Raw genomic sequence first — 17,552 nt, forward strand, 5'->3', positions numbered from 1 at the left:
AGCGGCTCTCCGGCCCGGTTGTCAGACCGGCCGGTTACCGTTCTGGGGTGCGTACACACCTCGTCTGGGACTGGAACGGCACTCTCTTCCACGACATCCACGCGGTGATAGAGGCGACGAACGCCTCCTTCACCGAGCTGGGCCTGCCGCCCATCACGCTGGAGCGCTATCGCGAGCTGTACTGCGTCCCCGTGCCGCGGTTCTACGAGCGGCTGCTGGGCCGGCTGCCGACGGCCGAGGAGTGGGAGATCATGGACGAGACCTTCCACCGGCACTACTGGGTGCGCGCCGAGGAGGCCGCCCTCGCCGACGGCGCGGCGGAGCTGCTGGCGCAGCGGCGGGCCGCGGGCCAGACGCAGTCGCTGTGCTCCCTCGCGCCGCACGCGCAACTGCTGCCGATGGTGCGTTCGCACGGCATCGCGGACCACTTCGTACGGATCGACGGCCGCACCGGCCCGTCCGACAGCGGGAAGGCGACGCACATGGTGCGCCACCTCGGCGAGCTCCAGGGCATAGACCCGGCCCGTACGGTCGTGATCGGGGACGCGGTGGACGACGCCACGGCCGCGCGGCACGCGGGGGTACGGGCCGTGCTCTACACCGGCGGTTCGCACAGCCGCGCGAGCCTGGAGGCCGCGGGCGTCCCGGTCGTGGACAGCCTGGCGGAGGCGGTCGCCGCGGCGGACGAGCTGGCGGCGTAACGCGCCCCGGGCGGCCCGTCCGGCACCGGGCTCCACCCCTCGCTCGTACGCGCCGATGGTGACGTTCGCCACCCCGCGGCACACCGGACCCAACAGGGCCATACGGAAGGCTTTAGTCCAGGTGAAGGACGTTCCGCAGGCTGGAGAAGCTGTGCGAATCGTCAAAGAACAGGGGCTGCGTTTGTACACATTCGGCCGTGGACGGCGACTGGCCCCTAGGGGATAGCCTGGTGGGCGTGATCAGCCCGATATCTCATGGGGGCGACGGAGGCGGGGCCCGCGGGGCCACCACCGCGCCCCTCCCGGCGTCGGTCGGCGCCGGGGACCCCGACCGGGGGACGGCTGATCGGCGAAACCGGTGCCGCCGCCCGATGATGGCCGGAAGCGGACCGATGAGTTTCCCGTTCCGGCACGATGCCGCGCAGGGCCCGGAGGCATCCGGGCCGCGGTGCCGTGCCCGCTCGTCAGCAAGGGCCGGGGAACACTCCCGGCCCACAAGAACCGTCACGCAACGGCGCGCGACAGGAGCCTGAGGACCATGCAGATCAAGCTGGCTGAAGCCAAGAACGAGCTGCTCGCGCGCGCGGCGCGGGTGGACGGGACGGGTGAGGGGGGATTGCCTCCCGAGACCCTCGACGCGTACCTCCAGCGCTATTACCTGCATACCGCGCCCGAGGATCTGCTCGGCCGTGACCCGGTCGACGTCTTCGGCGCCGCGCTCTCCCACTACCGCCTGGCCCAGAACCGCCCGCAGGGCACCGCCAACGTGCGCGTGCACACGCCCACGGTCGAGGAGAACGGCTGGACGTCCAGCCACAGTGTCGTCGAAGTAGTAATGGACGATATGCCGTTTTTGGTGGACTCCGTCACCAATGAGCTGTCTCGCCAGGGGCGCGGCATTCATCTGGTGATCCACCCGCAGATCGTCGTCCGCCGGGACGTCACCGGCAAGCTGCTGGAGGTCCTGGACGCCGGCCGCGACCCGAACGCCTCGCCGCCCTACGCCCGCGGCCTCGAAGACCTGCCGCACGACGCCGTGATCGAGTCCTGGATCCACGTCGAGATCGACCGCGAGTCCGACCGCGCGGACCTCAAGCAGATCACCGCCGACCTGATGCGGGTGCTGTCCGACGCCCGCGAGGCCGTCGAGGACTGGCAGAAGATGCGCGACTCCGCCCTGCGCATCGCCGACGACCTCGACGAGGAGCCGCTGCCGGACGACATGCCCACGCAGGAGGTCGAGGAGGCCAGGGAGCTGCTGCGCTGGCTCGCCGCCGACCACTTCACCTTCCTGGGCTACCGGGAGTACCGCCTGACGGTCAACAGCGACGGCGAGGAGCTGACCGCCGTCCCCGGCACCGGCCTCGGCATTCTGCGCGCCGACCCGTCGCACGCCGCGTTCGCCAAGGACGACGGCAAGCCGCAGCCCGCCTCCGAGTCCTTCCACCGGCTGCCCGCCGACGTCCGCGCCAAGGCCCGCGAGCACCGCATGCTGGTGCTCACCAAGGCCAACAGCCGCGCCACCGTGCACCGCCCGGCCTACCTCGACTACGTCGGCGTGAAGAAGTTCGACGCCGACGGCAACGTCGTCGGCGAGCGGCGCTTCCTCGGCCTGTTCTCCTCCGCCGCGTACACCGAGTCCGTACGCCGCGTGCCCGTCGTCCGCCGCAAGGTCGCCGAGGTCCTCAGCCGGGCCGGCTTCACGCCCAACAGCCACGACGGCCGCGACCTGCTGCAGATCCTGGAGACGTACCCGCGCGACGAGCTGTTCCAGATCCCCGTCGCGGAGCTGCAGTCCATCGTCATCAGCGTGCTGTACCTGCAGGAGCGCCGCCGGCTGCGGCTGTTCCTCCGGCAGGAGGAGTACGGGCGCTACTATTCGGCGCTCGTCTACCTGCCGCGCGACCGCTACACCACCTCGGTGCGGCTGCGGCTCGTCGACATCCTCAAGGAGGAGCTGGGCGGCACCTCCGTCGACTTCACCGCCTGGAACACCGAGTCGGTCCTGTCCCGGCTGCACTTCGTCGTCCGCGTCGACCCCGGCACCGGGCTGCGCGAGCTGACCGAGACCGACGTCCACCGCATCGAGAACCGCCTCGCGGACGCCTCCCGCTCCTGGAACGACGGCTTCACCGAGGCGCTGGTCGCCGAGTTCGGCGAGGAGCGCGCCGCCGAGTTGGGGCACCGTTACGCCGGCGCCTTCCCCGAGGGCTACAAGGAGGACTTCGCGCCCCGCGCCGCCGTCTCCGACCTCCAGCACTTCGAGAAGCTCAGTTCGCGGGGCGGCACCGCCAAGTTCGCCCTCAGCCTCTACGAGCCGGTGGGCGCCGCGCCCAACGAGCGCCGGCTGAAGGTGTACGGGGCGGGCGCGCCCTTCTCGCTGACCCGCGTGCTGCCCGTGCTGCACAACCTCGGCGTCGAGGTCACCGAGGAGCGGCCGTACGTGCTGCGCTGCGGCGGCGTCACCGACGCGTGGGTCTCGGACTTCGGGCTGCTGTTCCCGCCGTCGCAGAACGGCGGCGGCCTGGAGGTCGGCGAGGACGCGCGCGAGCGCTTCCAGGAGACGTTCGTCGCGGTGTGGAACGGCGAGGCGGAGGACGACGGGCTCAACTCCCTCGTGCCCGTCGCCGGGCTGACGTGGCGGCAGGCGATGGTGCTGCGCGCGTACGCCCGCTATCTGCGCCAGGCCGGCTCGAAGTTCAGCCCGGCGTACATGGAGGACACCCTCCGTACCAACGTGCACACCACCCGGCTGCTGGTGACCCTCTTCGAGGCGCGCATGGCGCCGGAGCGGCAGCACGCCGGGCGGGAGCTGACGGACGGCATCCTGGAGGAGCTGAACGGCGCGCTGGACCAGGTGGCCTCGCTCGACGAGGACCGCATCCTGCGCTCGTTCCTCACCGCCATCCAGGCCACGCTGCGGACCAACTACTTCCAGCACGACGGCGACGGGAAGTCCTGGCACTCGTACCTGTCGCTGAAGCTCGACCCGCAGGCCATCCCCGGACTGCCAGAGCCGCGCCCGGAGTACGAGATCTGGGTGTACTCACCGCGTGTCGAGGGCGTGCACCTGCGCTTCGGCAAGGTCGCGCGCGGCGGGCTGCGCTGGTCCGACCGGCGCGAGGACTTCCGCACCGAGGTCCTGGGCCTGGTGAAGGCGCAGGAGGTGAAGAACACCGTCATCGTCCCGGCCGGCGCCAAGGGCGGCTTCGTCGGCAAGCGGCTGCCGGACCCGTCGGCGGACCGGGACGCCTGGCTGGCCGAAGGCATCGCCTGCTACAAGACGTTCATCTACGGCATGCTCGACATCACCGACAACCTCGTCGGCGGCGAGGTCGTGCACCCCAAGAACGTCGTCCGGCACGACGAGGACGACACGTACCTGGTCGTCGCCGCCGACAAGGGCACCGCGACCTTCTCCGACATTGCCAACGAGGTCGCCGTCTCGTACGACTTCTGGCTCGGCGACGCGTTCGCCTCCGGCGGCTCCGCGGGCTACGACCACAAGGGCATGGGCATCACCGCCCGCGGCGCCTGGGAGTCGGTCAAGCGGCACTTCCGCGAGCTGGGCGTGGACTGCCAGACGGAGGACTTCACCGCCGTCGGCATCGGCGACATGTCGGGTGACGTCTTCGGCAACGGGATGCTGCTCAGCGAGCACACCCGGCTGATTGCCGCGTTCGACCACCGGCACATCATCGTCGACCCCGACCCGGACCCGGCCGTCTCCTACGCCGAGCGCCGCCGGCTCTTCGAGCTGCCGCGCTCGTCCTGGGAGGACTACGACAGCCGCAAGCTCTCCGAGGGCGGCGGGGTGTTCTCCCGCAAGGCCAAGGCGATCCCGGTGAACGCGAAGATGCGCCGGGCACTCGGCATCCGCGACGGCGCCGCGAAGATGACGCCCGCCGAGCTGATGAAGGCGATCCTCCAGGCGCCGGTCGACCTGCTGTGGAACGGCGGCATCGGTACGTACGTGAAGTCCTCGGCGGAGGCGCAGGCCGACGCGGGCGACCGGGCGAACGACGCGATCCGGGTGGACGGCATCGACGTACGGGCGCGGATCGTCGGCGAGGGCGGCAACCTCGGGCTGACGCAGCTCGGCCGGATCGAGTTCGCGCGGTTCGGCGGCCCCGGCGGCAAGGGCGGCAAGATCAACACCGACGCGATCGACAACAGCGCGGGTGTGGACACGTCCGACCACGAAGTGAACATCAAGATCCTGCTCAACCAGGTCATCGGCGACGGCGACATGACCGTCAAGCAGCGCAACAAGCTGCTGGGGGAGATGACCGACGAGGTCGCCGCGCTGGTGCTGCGCAACAACTACGCGCAGAACACCGCCCTGGCCAACGCCGTCGCGCAGGCCCCCAGCCTGCTCCAGGCCCACCACCGGTACATGCGCAAGCTCAGCAAGGAGGGCGCGCTCGACCGGGACCTGGAGTTCCTGCCCGGCGAGAAGCAGGTGCGCGAGCGCCTCACCGCGGGCCTGGGCCTCACCCAGCCCGAGCTGGCGGTGCTGCTGGGCTACACGAAGATCACCACGGCGGAGGACCTGGTCGCCACCGTGCTGCCGGACGACCCGTATCTGGAGCGGCTGCTGTTCGCGTACTTCCCGCAGCCGCTGCGCGAGCGCTTCCCCGACCAGATCCGCGCGCACGCGCTGCGCCGCGAGATCGTCACCACCGTGCTGGTCAACGACACGGTCAACACCGGCGGTACGACGTTCGTGCACCGGCTGAAGGAGGAGACCGGCGCGTCGACCGAGGAGATCGTACGGGCGCACACCGCGGCCCGCGCGATCTTCCACCTCGGCGACTTCTGGGACGAGGTCGAGACCCTCGACAACGTCATCGCCGCCGACATCCAGACCCGTATCCGGCTGCACTCGCGCCGGCTGGTCGAGCGCGCCACCCGCTGGCTGCTCAACAACCGGCCGCAGCCGCTGCAACTCGGCGAGACGATCGACTTCTTCAGCGAGCGCATCGGGCAGGTCTGGGCGGCGCTGCCGAAGCTGCTGCGCGGCACGGACCTGGAGTGGTACGAGCGCAACCAGAACGAGCTGACCGACAACGGCGTCCCGGCCGAGCTGGCGCAGCGGGTGGCCACGTTCTCGGCGGCGTTCCCGGCGATGGACATCGTGGCCGTCGCCGACCGCACCGGGCACGAGCCGCTGGACGTCGCGGAGGTGTACTACGACCTCGGTGACCGGCTGCACATCAGCAACCTGATGGACCGCATCGTCGAACTCCCGCGGGCAGACAGGTGGCAGTCCATGGCCCGCGCGGCGATCCGCGAGGACCTGTACGCGGCGCACGCGTTGCTCACCGCCGCGGTGCTGTCCGCGGAGCCGGAGGCGGAGGGCGAGGCGATCACGCCGGAGCTGCGGTTCAAGACCTGGGAGGCGAAGAACACCGCGATCCTCGGGCGGGCGCGCAGCACGCTGGAGGAGATCCAGGGGTCGGAGTCGTTCGACCTGGCGAACCTGTCGGTGGCGATGCGGACGATGCGCACGCTGCTGCGGACGAACCGGTAGGAGGAGGGCGGCGGCGCGGGGCGTTGCTCGAAGTCCGGGGCGGGCGAATGACGTAGTTTGTCCCGCATGGGGCAGACAGCCACGGACCAGCGACCGCCGCGCGTCGGCCCCGGCACGGCGTCCGTCGTCGCCGCGTACCGCCGCGCGCTTCCCCGCGCCGTCCGCCGCCACCTCGCCGTCCTCACCGCGCCGCACCACGCCGACCGGCTCCGCGCCGCGATCAGGGCCCGCCGCGAGCAGGCCGCCACCGAGGCCCCCGGCCACGTCGTCATCACCGTCGACGGCCGGCCGCGCATCGCGCATCTGCAGCGCACGCTCTCCCCGGTGCAGGCCCGCCGCGTCGGGGTGCTCAAGGTCACCCGGGCGCTGCGGAACGCCGGCGTCCCGCACTTCGCGGTACGGGGCCGGGCGTGCGGCCCCTCGGTCGTCGCCGTGCCCGCGGACCAGCGCCGCCGGGCGTGCCGGGCGCTGGCCCGGCTGTGCCGGGTGCAGCCGGCGTACGTGACGGTGGTGGCGGGCGAGGGTGCGGGCGCGGGGTCTGGTGCGGGGCACGGGGCCGGTCTGGCGGGGGGCGGCGCGGCCGGTGCGTACCCGCGCCTCGTGCCCGGCTACGAGCCGGGCGTCTGGCAGCAGTTGGAGAAAGCCGACGTGCTGCGCCTCACCTGGTACCGCACCGAGCCCGGCCTGCGGCTCGTCATCGGCGCCGACTCCGGCTGCGAGGTGGAGTTCTGGCACGAGGACGCCACCGGCGACCGGCTGCTCGCGCCCCGCCCCGGCCGCGTCGCCGACAGCGTCCCGGCCGGTGCCACCGCCGTGAAGATGACCGACCGCGGCTCCTGGGGCTGCGGCCGGCTCACGCTGCGTACCCGCGAGGAGTTCGCGCACCCGCTGCCCGAGGACGTCACGTACGCGATCGATGCGGTGTTCACCTGGACCGACCCCGAACTGCGCTACGCGCTGCGCTCCCTCGCCACCTACGCGCCCTGGCTCCGCCGCATCTACCTGCTCACCGACGACGGCGAGCCGTCGTGGCTGGACACCGCGCACCCGGGGCTGAAGGTCGTCGGGCACCGCGAGGTCTTCGCCGACCCGACCGTGCTGCCGACGTCCAACCCGCGCGCCGTCGAGAGCCAACTGCACCACATCGAGGGCCTGGCCGAGCACTTCCTGTACTTCGGCGACCGCCTCTTCCTGGGCACCGAGACCGTCCCCGAGCAGTTCTTCCTCGCCAACGGCCTCACGCGGTTCTTCGTCTCGCCCGTACAGGAGCCGCTGCGGCACGCCCCGCACCCGCTGCGGCGCAGCGTGCTGTGCGAGATCGAGCGCGAGTTCGGCGACCGGCACGTGGCGACCGCCGCCCACCGCGACCCGCGCCGCGACGACCTCGCGATCCCGTCGTCGCTGTACCGCCACTACGCCGCCCACACCGGCCGCGCGGCGGCCGCGACGCTGCGCTACGCGGACGTCGACCTGGCGGCACCCGGCGCGGACGCCGTGCTGCGGGGGCTGCTTGCGGCGCGGAACCGGACGGTGATCCGGGCCAGGGGCACGGGGGCGCCGGGGCTGCTGGGGGCGTTCCTGGAGGCGTACTTCCCGGTGCCGAGCGCGTACGAGCTGCCGGGGTGAGGGCGGCGGCCGGCCGGCTGGACGCCGAGCACCTGACGGTGCTGGACGGGCGGACGCCGAACGTGTGCGTGCGGCTGCCGGCGGACGGGGCGGGACGGTCGGGGCCGTGGCTGCGGGTGGGGGGCCGGGCGCTGCCGCTGGAGGTGGCGCGCGCGAGCGTGCCGCCGCGCTGACGCGGGCGGTGGCCCGTCGCGTACGAACCGCGCGCCCCGACCCGGTGCGTACGGCAGCGCTACGGGACCGGGGCACCCGCCGTGCCGCGGGGCGCCGGGGCCCTGGTGGACGTCCGGGGCCGCGGTGCACCCGCCGGGCCCGGGCGGCGGCCGGACACCGCCGCGGAGAGCGGCAACTGCTCGTGCAGGCCCGCGCACAGCAGGGCCACGGGCGCGAGCGCCAGCAGACCGTAGAGCAGCGCGGGACCCGGGTCCGCCGCCGCCGAACCGGCCAGCGCCGCCAGCGCCCCGGCCGCCGCCCCGATGCCGCCGTGCACCGCGTGCGCCCGCAGCACCTCCCGTACCCGCACCAGCCCGCACCGCCCCCACCGCACCAACTGCAGCGCGTGCCCCGCGGCAGGACCGGCGGCCGCCGCGCAGGCCAGCAGCGGCAGGGCCGAGCCCGAGCCGCGCCACGGGAGGACGAGGGCGAGGGCGGCGGCGGTGACGAGGAGCACGACCAGGTGCGTACCGAAGAGTTCGCGGCGGCGGCCGCGGGCGAGGTCGAGGGAGCAGCCCGCGGAGTAGACCAGTTGCAGCGCCGCCGCGGCACAGATCCACGGCACGAGCGCCGTCGCGGACTCCCAGCCGGGCCCGAGGAGCAGCGCGAGCGCGGCGGGCCCGGCCCCCGCGGCGGCGCCGAACCCGGCGAAGCCGGCGGCGGAGGCGGCGGTGACGGCGAGGCGCGCGGTGGGCACGTCTACGCGGCGTACGGGACGGGACGGCGGGTGAAGATCGGCCTCCCGGCGCCCGCCCGGCGCCCGGTTCGCCACCCGGCCGTACACCGTCACCGGCACCTCGCACAGCACCCAGGCGCGCGAGTACACGCCCGCCGCGCCCGGACCCAGCAGCCCGCAGACCGCCCACAGCGGCGCGCCCGCGGCGACCAGCCGCAGCAGCCCGAACCCGGCCGCGAACCGGGAGACGCGGATCAGCGAGGCGGCCTGCACCGGAGGGCCGTCCGGCAGCGGCGTACGGGACAGGAGCAGCGCCGCGGCGCCGAGGGTGACCGCCGCCGAGACCGGCAGCACGGCGGCCAGGCCGAGGGGGTTGACGCCCCCGGCGAGCAGCAGGATGCCGGTTGCGGCACCGGCCGCCTGGCTGCCGGCGTCCGTCAGTACGGCGGCGCGGGGGCGGCCGGCGCGGCGGAGCGCGGTGAGCGCGGCTTCGGCGGCGGGCCGGCAGAGGAAGGCGCAGGCGAGGAGGCGGAGGAGGGGGGTGGTATCGGGGGTGTGCAGGAGCAGCGCGGGCAGTGGGGCGGCGAGTTGGGCGACGGCGAAGCCGGTGAGCCCGGTGATCGCGGCGAGCCGGAGTGCGGCGTGGGCGGTGGGCCGGGCCGGCGGCCCCGGGCGGCGCAGGGAGTCGGCGATGCCGCTGCCGGCGAGGTGGGCGAGGAGGTGGACGGCGGTGAGGGCCACGGCGTACGCGCCGAGGGCGGCGGGGGAGACGTGGCGGGCGGCGTAGGCGACGCAGCAGAGCTGGAGCAGCAGCCCGAAGGCGGCACCCCCCAACCGCCAGCCGCCCGCGGCGTCTTCCGCGTGGACCGTACGGGTCGCGTCCCCGCTCACCGTCCCACCGCCTGCCGCCACATCCGCGGCAGCCGCGCCTCCAGCCCCCGCCGCGGCCCGGGCGGCGCCCCCGGCGCACCGTGCGGCGCGTTCCACCCCCGCGGGAACGGCTCGCCAGGCGGCACCAGCACATTCTCCTCCTTGCCGCACGCCAGCACCGCCCGCAGCCACGTGCGCTGCGCCGCGTAGAACTCGTCCGTCAGCGGCTCGGGCGCGAACAGCCAGTCGCGGCACTGCCCCTGGACGTGCGGCGCGTAGCTCTTCGCGTCGTGCGCGCGCCACGGCGTCTCCGGATGGATGAGGTGCAGTCCGTACCCCAGCTCCGTCAGGTGCGACAGCGCCGCGCCCATCGCCGCCGCGTCCGTGCCCGGCAGGACCTCGCAGACGATCCACGGGCGGTGCTCGCGCAGCACTCCGGCCGCGCCCGCGAGGACTTCGGGCTCGTGCGTCTCGACGTCGATCTTGATGAGGTACGGCGCGTGCCCGTGCCGCTCCGCGAAGCCGTCGACCGTGCCGACCGGCACCCGCACCGACTCCGTGTGCGCGCGGTGCGCGGCGTTGAGGGAGTTGGAGCTCTCGGCCTTCAGCGACAGGAACAGCTCCGCCGTGCGGCTGCGGTCCGACAGCGCCATCTGCCGCACGTCGAAGCCCAGTCCGTTGCCGTCGCGCAGACCACGGCACAGCTCCGCCGTGCGCGGGGTCGGCTCGAAGGCGACGGTCTGCAGCCGCTTGGCGCCGTGGACGAGGTCGACGAGGGCCGCGTACAGCCCGATGTGCGCGCCGATGTCGTACACGGCCGCGTGCGGGGGCGCGTACTGCGCGACGGTCAGCAGCGTCGCCTGCGTCAGCGGCTCGTACCCCGCGAGGCCCGCGCGGCGCAGTTGGCGCTGGACCGCGGTCTCCTTGCGGCTGAGCACGTTCAGCGCGCGGGGGTACGCGCCGGTGCCGGGCGGCGCGGCCGGGTTCACCGGGGTGCGGACGGCCAGGGGCATGACCTGCTCACCTCTCCAACGGGCTCGGGCCGGGGCCCGAGCGCGTGAACGGGATCTCGAACGGGCTGGGGTCGGGGAAGTACGCGTCGAGGAAGGGGCGGACCAGCTCCACCTGCCGGTCCAGGTCGCCCGCGCCGGAGAGCGTGTCGTTGAGGCAGAAGACGTTCCGGTCGCGGCGGCGCAGCAGCCGCTGGAGGCGGGCGGCGAGGTCCGGGTGGGCGAGGTCGAAGTAGTCGTACGGGATCTGCCCGGGCACCGCGCGGCCGGTGAACGCCGCGTAGTAGTGGTGGAACGCGGACGGGATGCTCAGGTCCGTCGCGCTGCGGAAGCGGCTCGCCGCGGTCTGCCGGTGCCGTTCGGGGAAGCGCTCCTCGATCTCGGCGAGGGTGCTGCGCCGCAGGGCGTGCGGCGTGTGCTTCATCTTCTGCGTGATGTACGTGCCGAACCTCTGCTGGAGCAGCGCCCTGTTGTTCTTTCCCGCGACCGACACCGGCACGTCGCCCGCGTCCGGCGGCCCGGAGGGCAGCAGCGCGCGGGAGGGGAAGTAGCGGGTGATGCCGCCGGGGAGGAAGAACCGGTCGGGCAGCAGCGGGGCGCCGAGGAAGACGTCGTCGTTGAAGTAGAGGAAGTGTTCCGCCAGGCCGTCGATGTGGTGCAACTGGCTCTCGATGGCGTGCGAGTTGAACGTCGGCAGGACGCCGGGGTCGGTGAAGATGTCGCGGTGGTCGACGACCGTGAGGTGGGGGTGGGCGGTGTCGAGCCAGTCGGGGGCCTGGTCGTCGGTGACGAGGTAGACGTGCCGGATCCAGGGGGCGTACAGATGCAGTGAACGGAGCGAGTAGCGCAGCTCGTCGCGGTTGAGGTAGCGGGCGTCGTTCGCGGCCTCGGCGTGGTACGGGACGCCGCCCGCGGCGGCGCGGCGGCGGCGCCAGGCGGGGTCGTCCCCGTCGACCCAGGTGTAGACGGCGTCGACGGGGAAGGGGAGGTCGTCGGGGAGCGGGACCGTCATCTCGGGGCGGGTGCGGACGTCGGGGACGGTGCCGAGGGAGCCGGGGAGCACGAAGCGGGTGAAGAGGTGCCCGGGCGCGGTGACATGGGTGCCGTCGTGCGGTACGGACTCGACGACGCGGTTGAAGCGCGGCGCCACCAGCCGGCTGCCGCCCGGCGCCCGGTCGCCGGGATCGCTCTCCTCGTACGGTTCCTCCGCCCAGAACTCCACGTCGCAGCCGTAGCCGGCGCCGAGCAGGGTGTGCCCGCCGCGATCGGCGTAGTAGCAGGCGAACCGGACGACGGCCGCCCCGGCGAGCGCGTCCCACGCGGCGGGGTCCCCGGCGGGACGCACCCGGCGCTCGGGGCGCTTGCGGCGGTCGGGGAGGCAGACGTAGCCGGGGTGCGCGGCGCACAGGGCGGTGAGCGCGGCGACGGCGCGGGCGCGGGCGGGGGCTGGGACGGCGACGGCGGTGGAGACGCTGCCGTAGCCGCGGACGGCGAAGTGCTCGACGCCGGCGGCGTCGAGGGCGCCGGTGACCAGGCGCAGGTTCTCGTTGCGGGCGTGCAGCGGCGTGGGGGAGCCGACCACGACGGCGAGCCGGGTCTGGCCGCGGTAGTGGACGACCCGGCGGTCGGGACGGCCGAGTTGGCCGGTGGCGCGCAGGGCGCGCAGCACCGAGCGCTGCCCCGGCTCGGGGACCCGCCGGGAGACGGCGCCGAGCGCGCGCTCCACCCGGTGCCGGGCGGCGGGGCCGGCGACGGCGACGACGAGCCGGCGCACGCGCCGCGGCACCGCGCGCCGGTAGCGGGCCACGAGCCACGGCTGCCCGGGCTTCGCGCCGTTGGCGTCCGTGGCGTAGGCGGGGTAGGGGCCGTTCCGCGCGGGACCGGGGCGGGGGCGGCCGACTCCGGTGGCGGGGGGCGCCGTCGGCGGGGCGGCGGGTCGCTCGCTGCGGGTCTGTGTCATCCGTACCTCCGGCTTCCGTGCGTCGGGTGTGCGTGCGTCGGGTGTGCGCGCGTCCGGCCCGGGTGTCTGCGGTGTCCGTGCCTGAGTCGTCCGTACGACCGGCTGCCGCGCCCTTCGTACGGCGGGTGTTCGCGCCGCCGGCTCCGTACGTCCCGCTGCCGCACCGTCATTCGCTGCGCACCACCGCACTCCCCGCCGGCCGCGGCAGCACCCCCGGAACGCCCCGCGCCACACCCCCGGGCCCCGGCACCGGCGGGCGCCCCGCCTCGCCCAGGAACACGTGCCGCACCACGCGCTCCGCGGCGTGCCCGTCGTCGTAAGGGCAGAACCGCCGCCGGAACGCCGCGAGCTGCGCCGCGGCGGCGGGGGCGGCGTGGGCGCCGGTGGCGAAGGCGTCGGCGATCTCGCCGGCGGTGCGGCAGACGCGGCCGGGCGGCTCCGCGGTGAGGTCGAAGTACGTGCCGCGCGCGAGCCGGTACGCCTCCCAGTCGGCGGCGTGGATCACGATGGGGCGGCCGAGCAGGGCGTAGTCGAACATCACGGACGAGTAGTCCGTGAGCAGCGCGTCGGAGGCCAGGCACAGCTCGGTGAGCGAGGGGTGCGCGGTGACGTCGAGGACGCCGGCGGGCGGGGCGCCGGCGGGCGCGGCGTCGTGGAAGTAGTGCGCGCGGGCCAGCAGCACGACGTGCGCGCCGCGTTCGCGCAGCGCGCGGGCGAGGGCGCCGAGGTCGAGCGCGGGGACGTGGCCGGGCAGGTAGTCGCGGTGGGTGGGGGCGTAGAGGACGGCGGTGGCGCCCTCGGGGATGCCGAGCCGGGCGCGCAACCCGGCACGCGCGGAGGGCGCGAGGGGCGGCCCGGCGAGGGCGTCGTTGCGCGGGTAGCCGTACTCCAGGGTGGTGTGCTCGGCCGGGTAGGCGCGGCTCCAGGCCAGGGTGGAGTGGCGGTTGGCGGAGAGGCTGTAGTCCCAGCGGTCGACGCGGGTCATGAGCGCGGCGAAGTCCATGCCCGCCGCGCCCGCGGGATGGTCGGCGAGGTCCAGGCCCATCTTCTTCAGCGGGGTGCCGTGGTGGGTCTGCACGTGGATCTGGCCGCGGCGCTTCACCACGTCCTGCGGGAAGTTGACGTTGTTGACGAGGTACGTGGCGCGCGCCAGGGCGCGGTGGCAGGCGCGCGAGCCGGGGCGCAGCACCCGTACGCCCGGCGGCACGGTGTGCGCGTACGCGGGGCGGGCGATCCAGGCGGTGGCGAGTCCCGGGACCAGCTCGCGGGCCCTGGCTTCGAGGGCGGCGGGGTTGCAGGAGTAGCCCCGGTACCAGTACGCGGCGAAGACCGCCAGGTGCGGGTCGAGGGGCAGGCGGAGCTGGAGGCGGTAGTAGAGCAGGCCGCAGCCGGCACGGGCGCGCCGGACGGCGCGGGCGGCGAGGTCGCGGGTACGGGAGAGGAGCCGGCCGGTGGCGCCGAGCAGTTGGAAGGCGCGCCGGGTGCCGAGCCGCACGAGGAGATGCCGCGTCCGGGCCCGTACCCCGTGCCCGGCCCGTACCGCACCGCCGGCGTCACCCCGGGCCCGTACGCCGTCCTCCGCACCCGCAGCAGCCCCATACCGCACGTACAGCGCCCGCGCCCGCCGGAAGAACTCCGCCCGCTTGTGCCGCGGCACCCGCTCGCCCTTGTTGAAGATCGTCGTCAGATGGTCCACCATCCGCACGAACAGCACCGGCCGCCACCGCTCCAGCCGCCGCGCGGCGAGGAACGCGAACACCCGGTCGTACTGCTCGAAGACGTCGAGGTGCTGCTCCCCCGGCGTGCCGAGGATGTTGCCGGACCGCCGCTGCCGGTAGTGCACGCACACCCGGTCCAGCACCGCGATCCGCTCGGCCGACAGCAGCGCGGGGTACGTCCACGGGGTGTCCTCGTAGTAGCCGGGCGGGAAGCTGAGGCCCTGCGCGGCGACGAAGTCCCGCCGGTACGCCTTGTTCCACACCACCATCAGCAGCCGCAGCAGCTCCGGCCGCTCCGCCAGCCGGAAGACCTGCGGGTCGCGCTCGGCGAGCAGGTCGGCGCGGACGTTGCGGGCGTGCCGGCCGTCCCAGTAGGCGCGCGCGTAGTCGTAGACGAGGACGTCGGGGGCGGCGGTGGCGGCGAGCCGGTCGGCGATGGCCTGGAGCGCGCCGGGGACGAGGGTGTCGTCGCCGTCGAGAAAGAGGACGTAGTCGCCGGTGGCGCGCTCCAGTCCGGCGTTGCGGGCGCGGCCGAGGCCGACGTTGGCGCTCAGGTGGACGGCGGTCAGCCGCGGGTCGCGGGCCGCCGCGGCGTCGATGATCTCGCCGCAGAAATCGGGGGAGCGGTCGTCGACCGCGATGACCTCCACGTCTGTGAAGGACTGCGTGAGCACGGACTCCAGGCACTCGTCGAGATATGCCTGGACCCTGTACGCGGGGACGATGACGCTGAACCGGGGCACGGACACATCCCTGGGCGGGCGGCGGCGGAAGGACAGTCCGCTGGTCGGAATGTCCTTATTTCTGGTATCCGCCACCGTAACGGCGGCCCCACGCACTCAGCCGTACGACAGTACGGCCGCCCGGGTGATCCACCCGGACGGCCGTATCGCCTCGCTGCGCTCGCCTCAGCGCGTACGCACCTACTTCACCGCGCCCGCCATCACGCCGGACACGAACTGCCGCTGGAAGGCGAAGAAGACGACCAGCGGGATGATCATCGAGATGAACGCGCCGGACGCGATCAGCTCGATGTTGCTGTCGAACTGCCGCGTCTGCTGCTGCACCGCCACCGTCAGCGGCGGCTTCCCCGGGTCGGCGAAGACCAGGGCCACCAGCATGTCGTTCCACACCCACAGGAACTGGAAGATGCTCAGCGCCGCGATCGCGGGCCCGCCCAGCGGCATCACGACGCGGAAGAACAGCCGCAGCTCGCTCGCCCCGTCGATCCGCGCCGCCTCCAGCAGCTCCCGCGGGATCTCCGCGAAGAAGTTCCGCAACAGGAAGATGGCGAAGGGCAATCCGAACGCGGTATGGAAGAGCACCACGCCCGTGATGGTGTGGAACAGGTTCAGATCCCGGTACAGCGACGCGATCGGGATCAGCGCCACCTGCACCGGCACCACCAGCAGGCCCACCACCGCGAGGAACACCCAGTCCCGGCCGGGGAAGTCCATCCACGCGAAGGCGTAACCCGCCAGCGCGCCGATGACCACCACCAGCAGCGTGGACGGCACGGTGATCCAGATCGTGGTGGGCAGCGCGCCCATCACGTCGTCGTTGCCGAAGAGCGCGTCGTACGTGTCCGTGGTGAGCTGCCCCGGATCGCCGAAGACCTTCCACCAGCCGGTCGTCGCGATGTCCGCCGGATCCCGGAACGACGAGATCAGCAGGCCCACCGTCGGGGTCAGCCACAGGAACGCCACGATCACCAGGAACGCCCGGACCGCGCCGCCGCCCGCGTACCGGCCGATGCGGGCGGCGAGCGACTCCTTCGCCGGCGCCTCTGCCTCCGCCTTCTGCGGTTCCGGCTTCGGTGCGGTCTCCGCCGCTGCTGCGGTGGTCATCGGCCGGACTCCTTTCGCAGGCGGCGGATATTGAAGATCATCACGGGGATGACGAGGAGCAGCAGCACGACGGAGATCGCGCTGCCCACGCCCAGATCGGGCTCGGTGCCAGCGAACGCCTGCTGGAACAGCTCGACGGCCAGCACGTTGCCGTCCTCAAGACGGGCGCTGGGCACGATGATGTAGACGAGGTCGAAGATCTTCAGCACGTTGATCATCAACGTGACGAGCACCACGGCGAGCACCGGCGCCAGCACCGGCACCGTGATCCGCCGGAACACCTGCCACTCGTTCGCGCCGTCGACCCGCGCCGCCTCCATCAGCTCCCGCGGCACCGACGCCAGACCCGCGGCGATCAGCACCATCGCGAACCCGGCCCACATCCACACGTACGCCGCGATCACCGCCGGCGTCACCAGCGACGGGCCGAGCCAGTCGACGCCGCCGTACGCCTCCGCGAAGTTCGAGGAGGGCAGCCGCAACTGGGCGCCGTCGGCCGCGGCCGGCAGCGTGAACGTACCGTCGGACGCCGTCGTGGCCGAGGCGACGACCTTGCCGTCCTTGACCGCCTCGACCTTGATGTCCTTCAGCGCCTTCTCACCGCTGTCGACGACGTCGGGCTCGCCGCCGCCCGGCTTGAAGTCCAGCCACACCGTGCCGCTCACGCCGTCGCCCGCGGCCTGCGGCTTCGCCGCCGACTGCTCGCCGGCCACGTCCTGCGGCTTCACGGCGACCAGCGGCAGCAGCGCCGTCTGCCCGGCGCTGACGGTCGCGTCGCTGGTGAAGGGGCCCTTGTCGGGACCCTTCAGATCGGCGTTGGGGCGCGGGCGGGCGCCCGGCCAGGGCGCGGGGTCGCTGAACGTGTCGTGGATCGTCGTCCACGCCGCGTTCGCGGCACCGCGCTCCGGCTCGTTCTGGTAGACGAGGCTGAAGATGACGCCCGCCGCCAGCATCGAGATCGCCATCGGCATGAAGACGACCATCTTGAACGCCGTGCCCCACCGCACCTTCTCGGTGAGGACGGCGAAGATCAGCCCCAGCGCGGTACAGACCGCGGGCGCGACGAGCACCCAGATCAGGTTGTTGCGCAGCGCGGTGCGGATGCGGTCGTCGCTGAACAGCTCGGTGTAGTTGTCCAGGCCGATGAATTCGTCGCCGGAGACGTCGAAGAGGCTGCGGTAGACCGAGTACACGATCGGATACAGCACCAGGGTGCCGAGCAGGACCACGGCGGGCAGCAGGAACGCCACCGTGATCCAGCTCTTGGTCCGTACCACCGACCTCGGCGGCTTGCTCTGCTTCTTCTCTTCCGACTCTTGTGACTTGCTGCCCGGCGGGGCGAGGGGGGAGGGTGCGGCGGACTCCGCCGCACCCCCCGCCGACGAGGTCGACATCAGG

General features: G+C 73.5%; 10 protein-coding genes. 4 read left to right on the forward strand and 6 right to left on the reverse strand.

The features are described from left to right. The first annotated feature begins 47 nt into the window (after positions 1-47). From CXR04_RS23390 to CXR04_RS34960, 4 genes are all read left to right on the forward strand, one after another. Complete coding sequence (locus tag CXR04_RS23390) at positions 48-701, forward strand: HAD family hydrolase (protein ID WP_101424255.1); 654 nt, start codon at positions 48-50, stop codon at positions 699-701. A 538-nt stretch (positions 702-1,239) separates the two neighbouring features. Continuing rightward, positions 1,240-6,234, forward strand: a complete 4,995-nt coding sequence (locus CXR04_RS23395) for an NAD-glutamate dehydrogenase (protein ID WP_199850517.1) — start codon at positions 1,240-1,242, stop codon at positions 6,232-6,234. 66 nt (positions 6,235-6,300) lie between these two features. Further along, positions 6,301-7,860, forward strand: coding sequence for a stealth conserved region 3 domain-containing protein (locus tag CXR04_RS23400; protein ID WP_101424256.1), 1,560 nt, complete (start codon positions 6,301-6,303; stop codon positions 7,858-7,860). Next, a complete protein-coding gene (locus CXR04_RS34960) occupies positions 7,857-8,033 on the forward strand; it encodes a hypothetical protein (RefSeq protein WP_159072380.1) in 177 nt (58 codons plus the stop codon). Before CXR04_RS23400 ends, CXR04_RS34960 begins: the two co-directional genes overlap by 4 nt. Positions 8,034-8,092: 59 nt before the next feature. On the opposite strand, the gene CXR04_RS23405 is transcribed toward CXR04_RS34960, so the two are convergent. The 6 genes from CXR04_RS23405 to CXR04_RS23430 all read right to left on the reverse strand — a co-directional run bounded on the left by CXR04_RS23405 (position 8,093) and on the right by CXR04_RS23430 (position 17,548). Continuing rightward, entirely contained in the window at positions 8,093-9,640 is a 1,548-nt protein-coding gene (locus CXR04_RS23405; RefSeq protein ID WP_101424257.1) for a lipopolysaccharide biosynthesis protein, read from the reverse strand. Further along, positions 9,637-10,632 carry an FkbM family methyltransferase gene (locus CXR04_RS23410; protein ID WP_101424258.1) on the reverse strand — a complete coding sequence of 332 codons (996 nt, stop codon included), beginning with the start codon at positions 10,630-10,632 and terminating at the stop codon, positions 9,637-9,639. Before CXR04_RS23410 ends, CXR04_RS23405 begins: the two co-directional genes overlap by 4 nt. A gap of 7 nt (positions 10,633-10,639) precedes the next feature. Beyond that, entirely contained in the window at positions 10,640-12,589 is a 1,950-nt protein-coding gene (locus CXR04_RS23415) for a stealth family protein (RefSeq protein ID WP_101424259.1), read from the reverse strand. A gap of 166 nt (positions 12,590-12,755) precedes the next feature. Then, positions 12,756-15,056 (reverse strand): bifunctional glycosyltransferase/CDP-glycerol:glycerophosphate glycerophosphotransferase, encoded by a 2,301-nt coding sequence (locus CXR04_RS23420; RefSeq protein ID WP_101424260.1) that lies wholly within the window; start codon positions 15,054-15,056, stop codon positions 12,756-12,758. 174 nt (positions 15,057-15,230) lie between these two features. After that, complete coding sequence (locus CXR04_RS23425) at positions 15,231-16,154, reverse strand: carbohydrate ABC transporter permease (RefSeq protein ID WP_101424261.1); 924 nt, start codon at positions 16,152-16,154, stop codon at positions 15,231-15,233. Beyond that, positions 16,151-17,548, reverse strand: coding sequence for a carbohydrate ABC transporter permease (locus CXR04_RS23430; RefSeq protein ID WP_101424262.1), 1,398 nt, complete (start codon positions 17,546-17,548; stop codon positions 16,151-16,153). Before CXR04_RS23430 ends, CXR04_RS23425 begins: the two co-directional genes overlap by 4 nt. Between the last annotated feature and the right edge of the window lie 4 nt (positions 17,549-17,552).

The organism is Streptomyces sp. CMB-StM0423 (genome assembly GCF_002847285.1).
Taxonomy (GTDB): domain Bacteria; phylum Actinomycetota; class Actinomycetes; order Streptomycetales; family Streptomycetaceae; genus Streptomyces.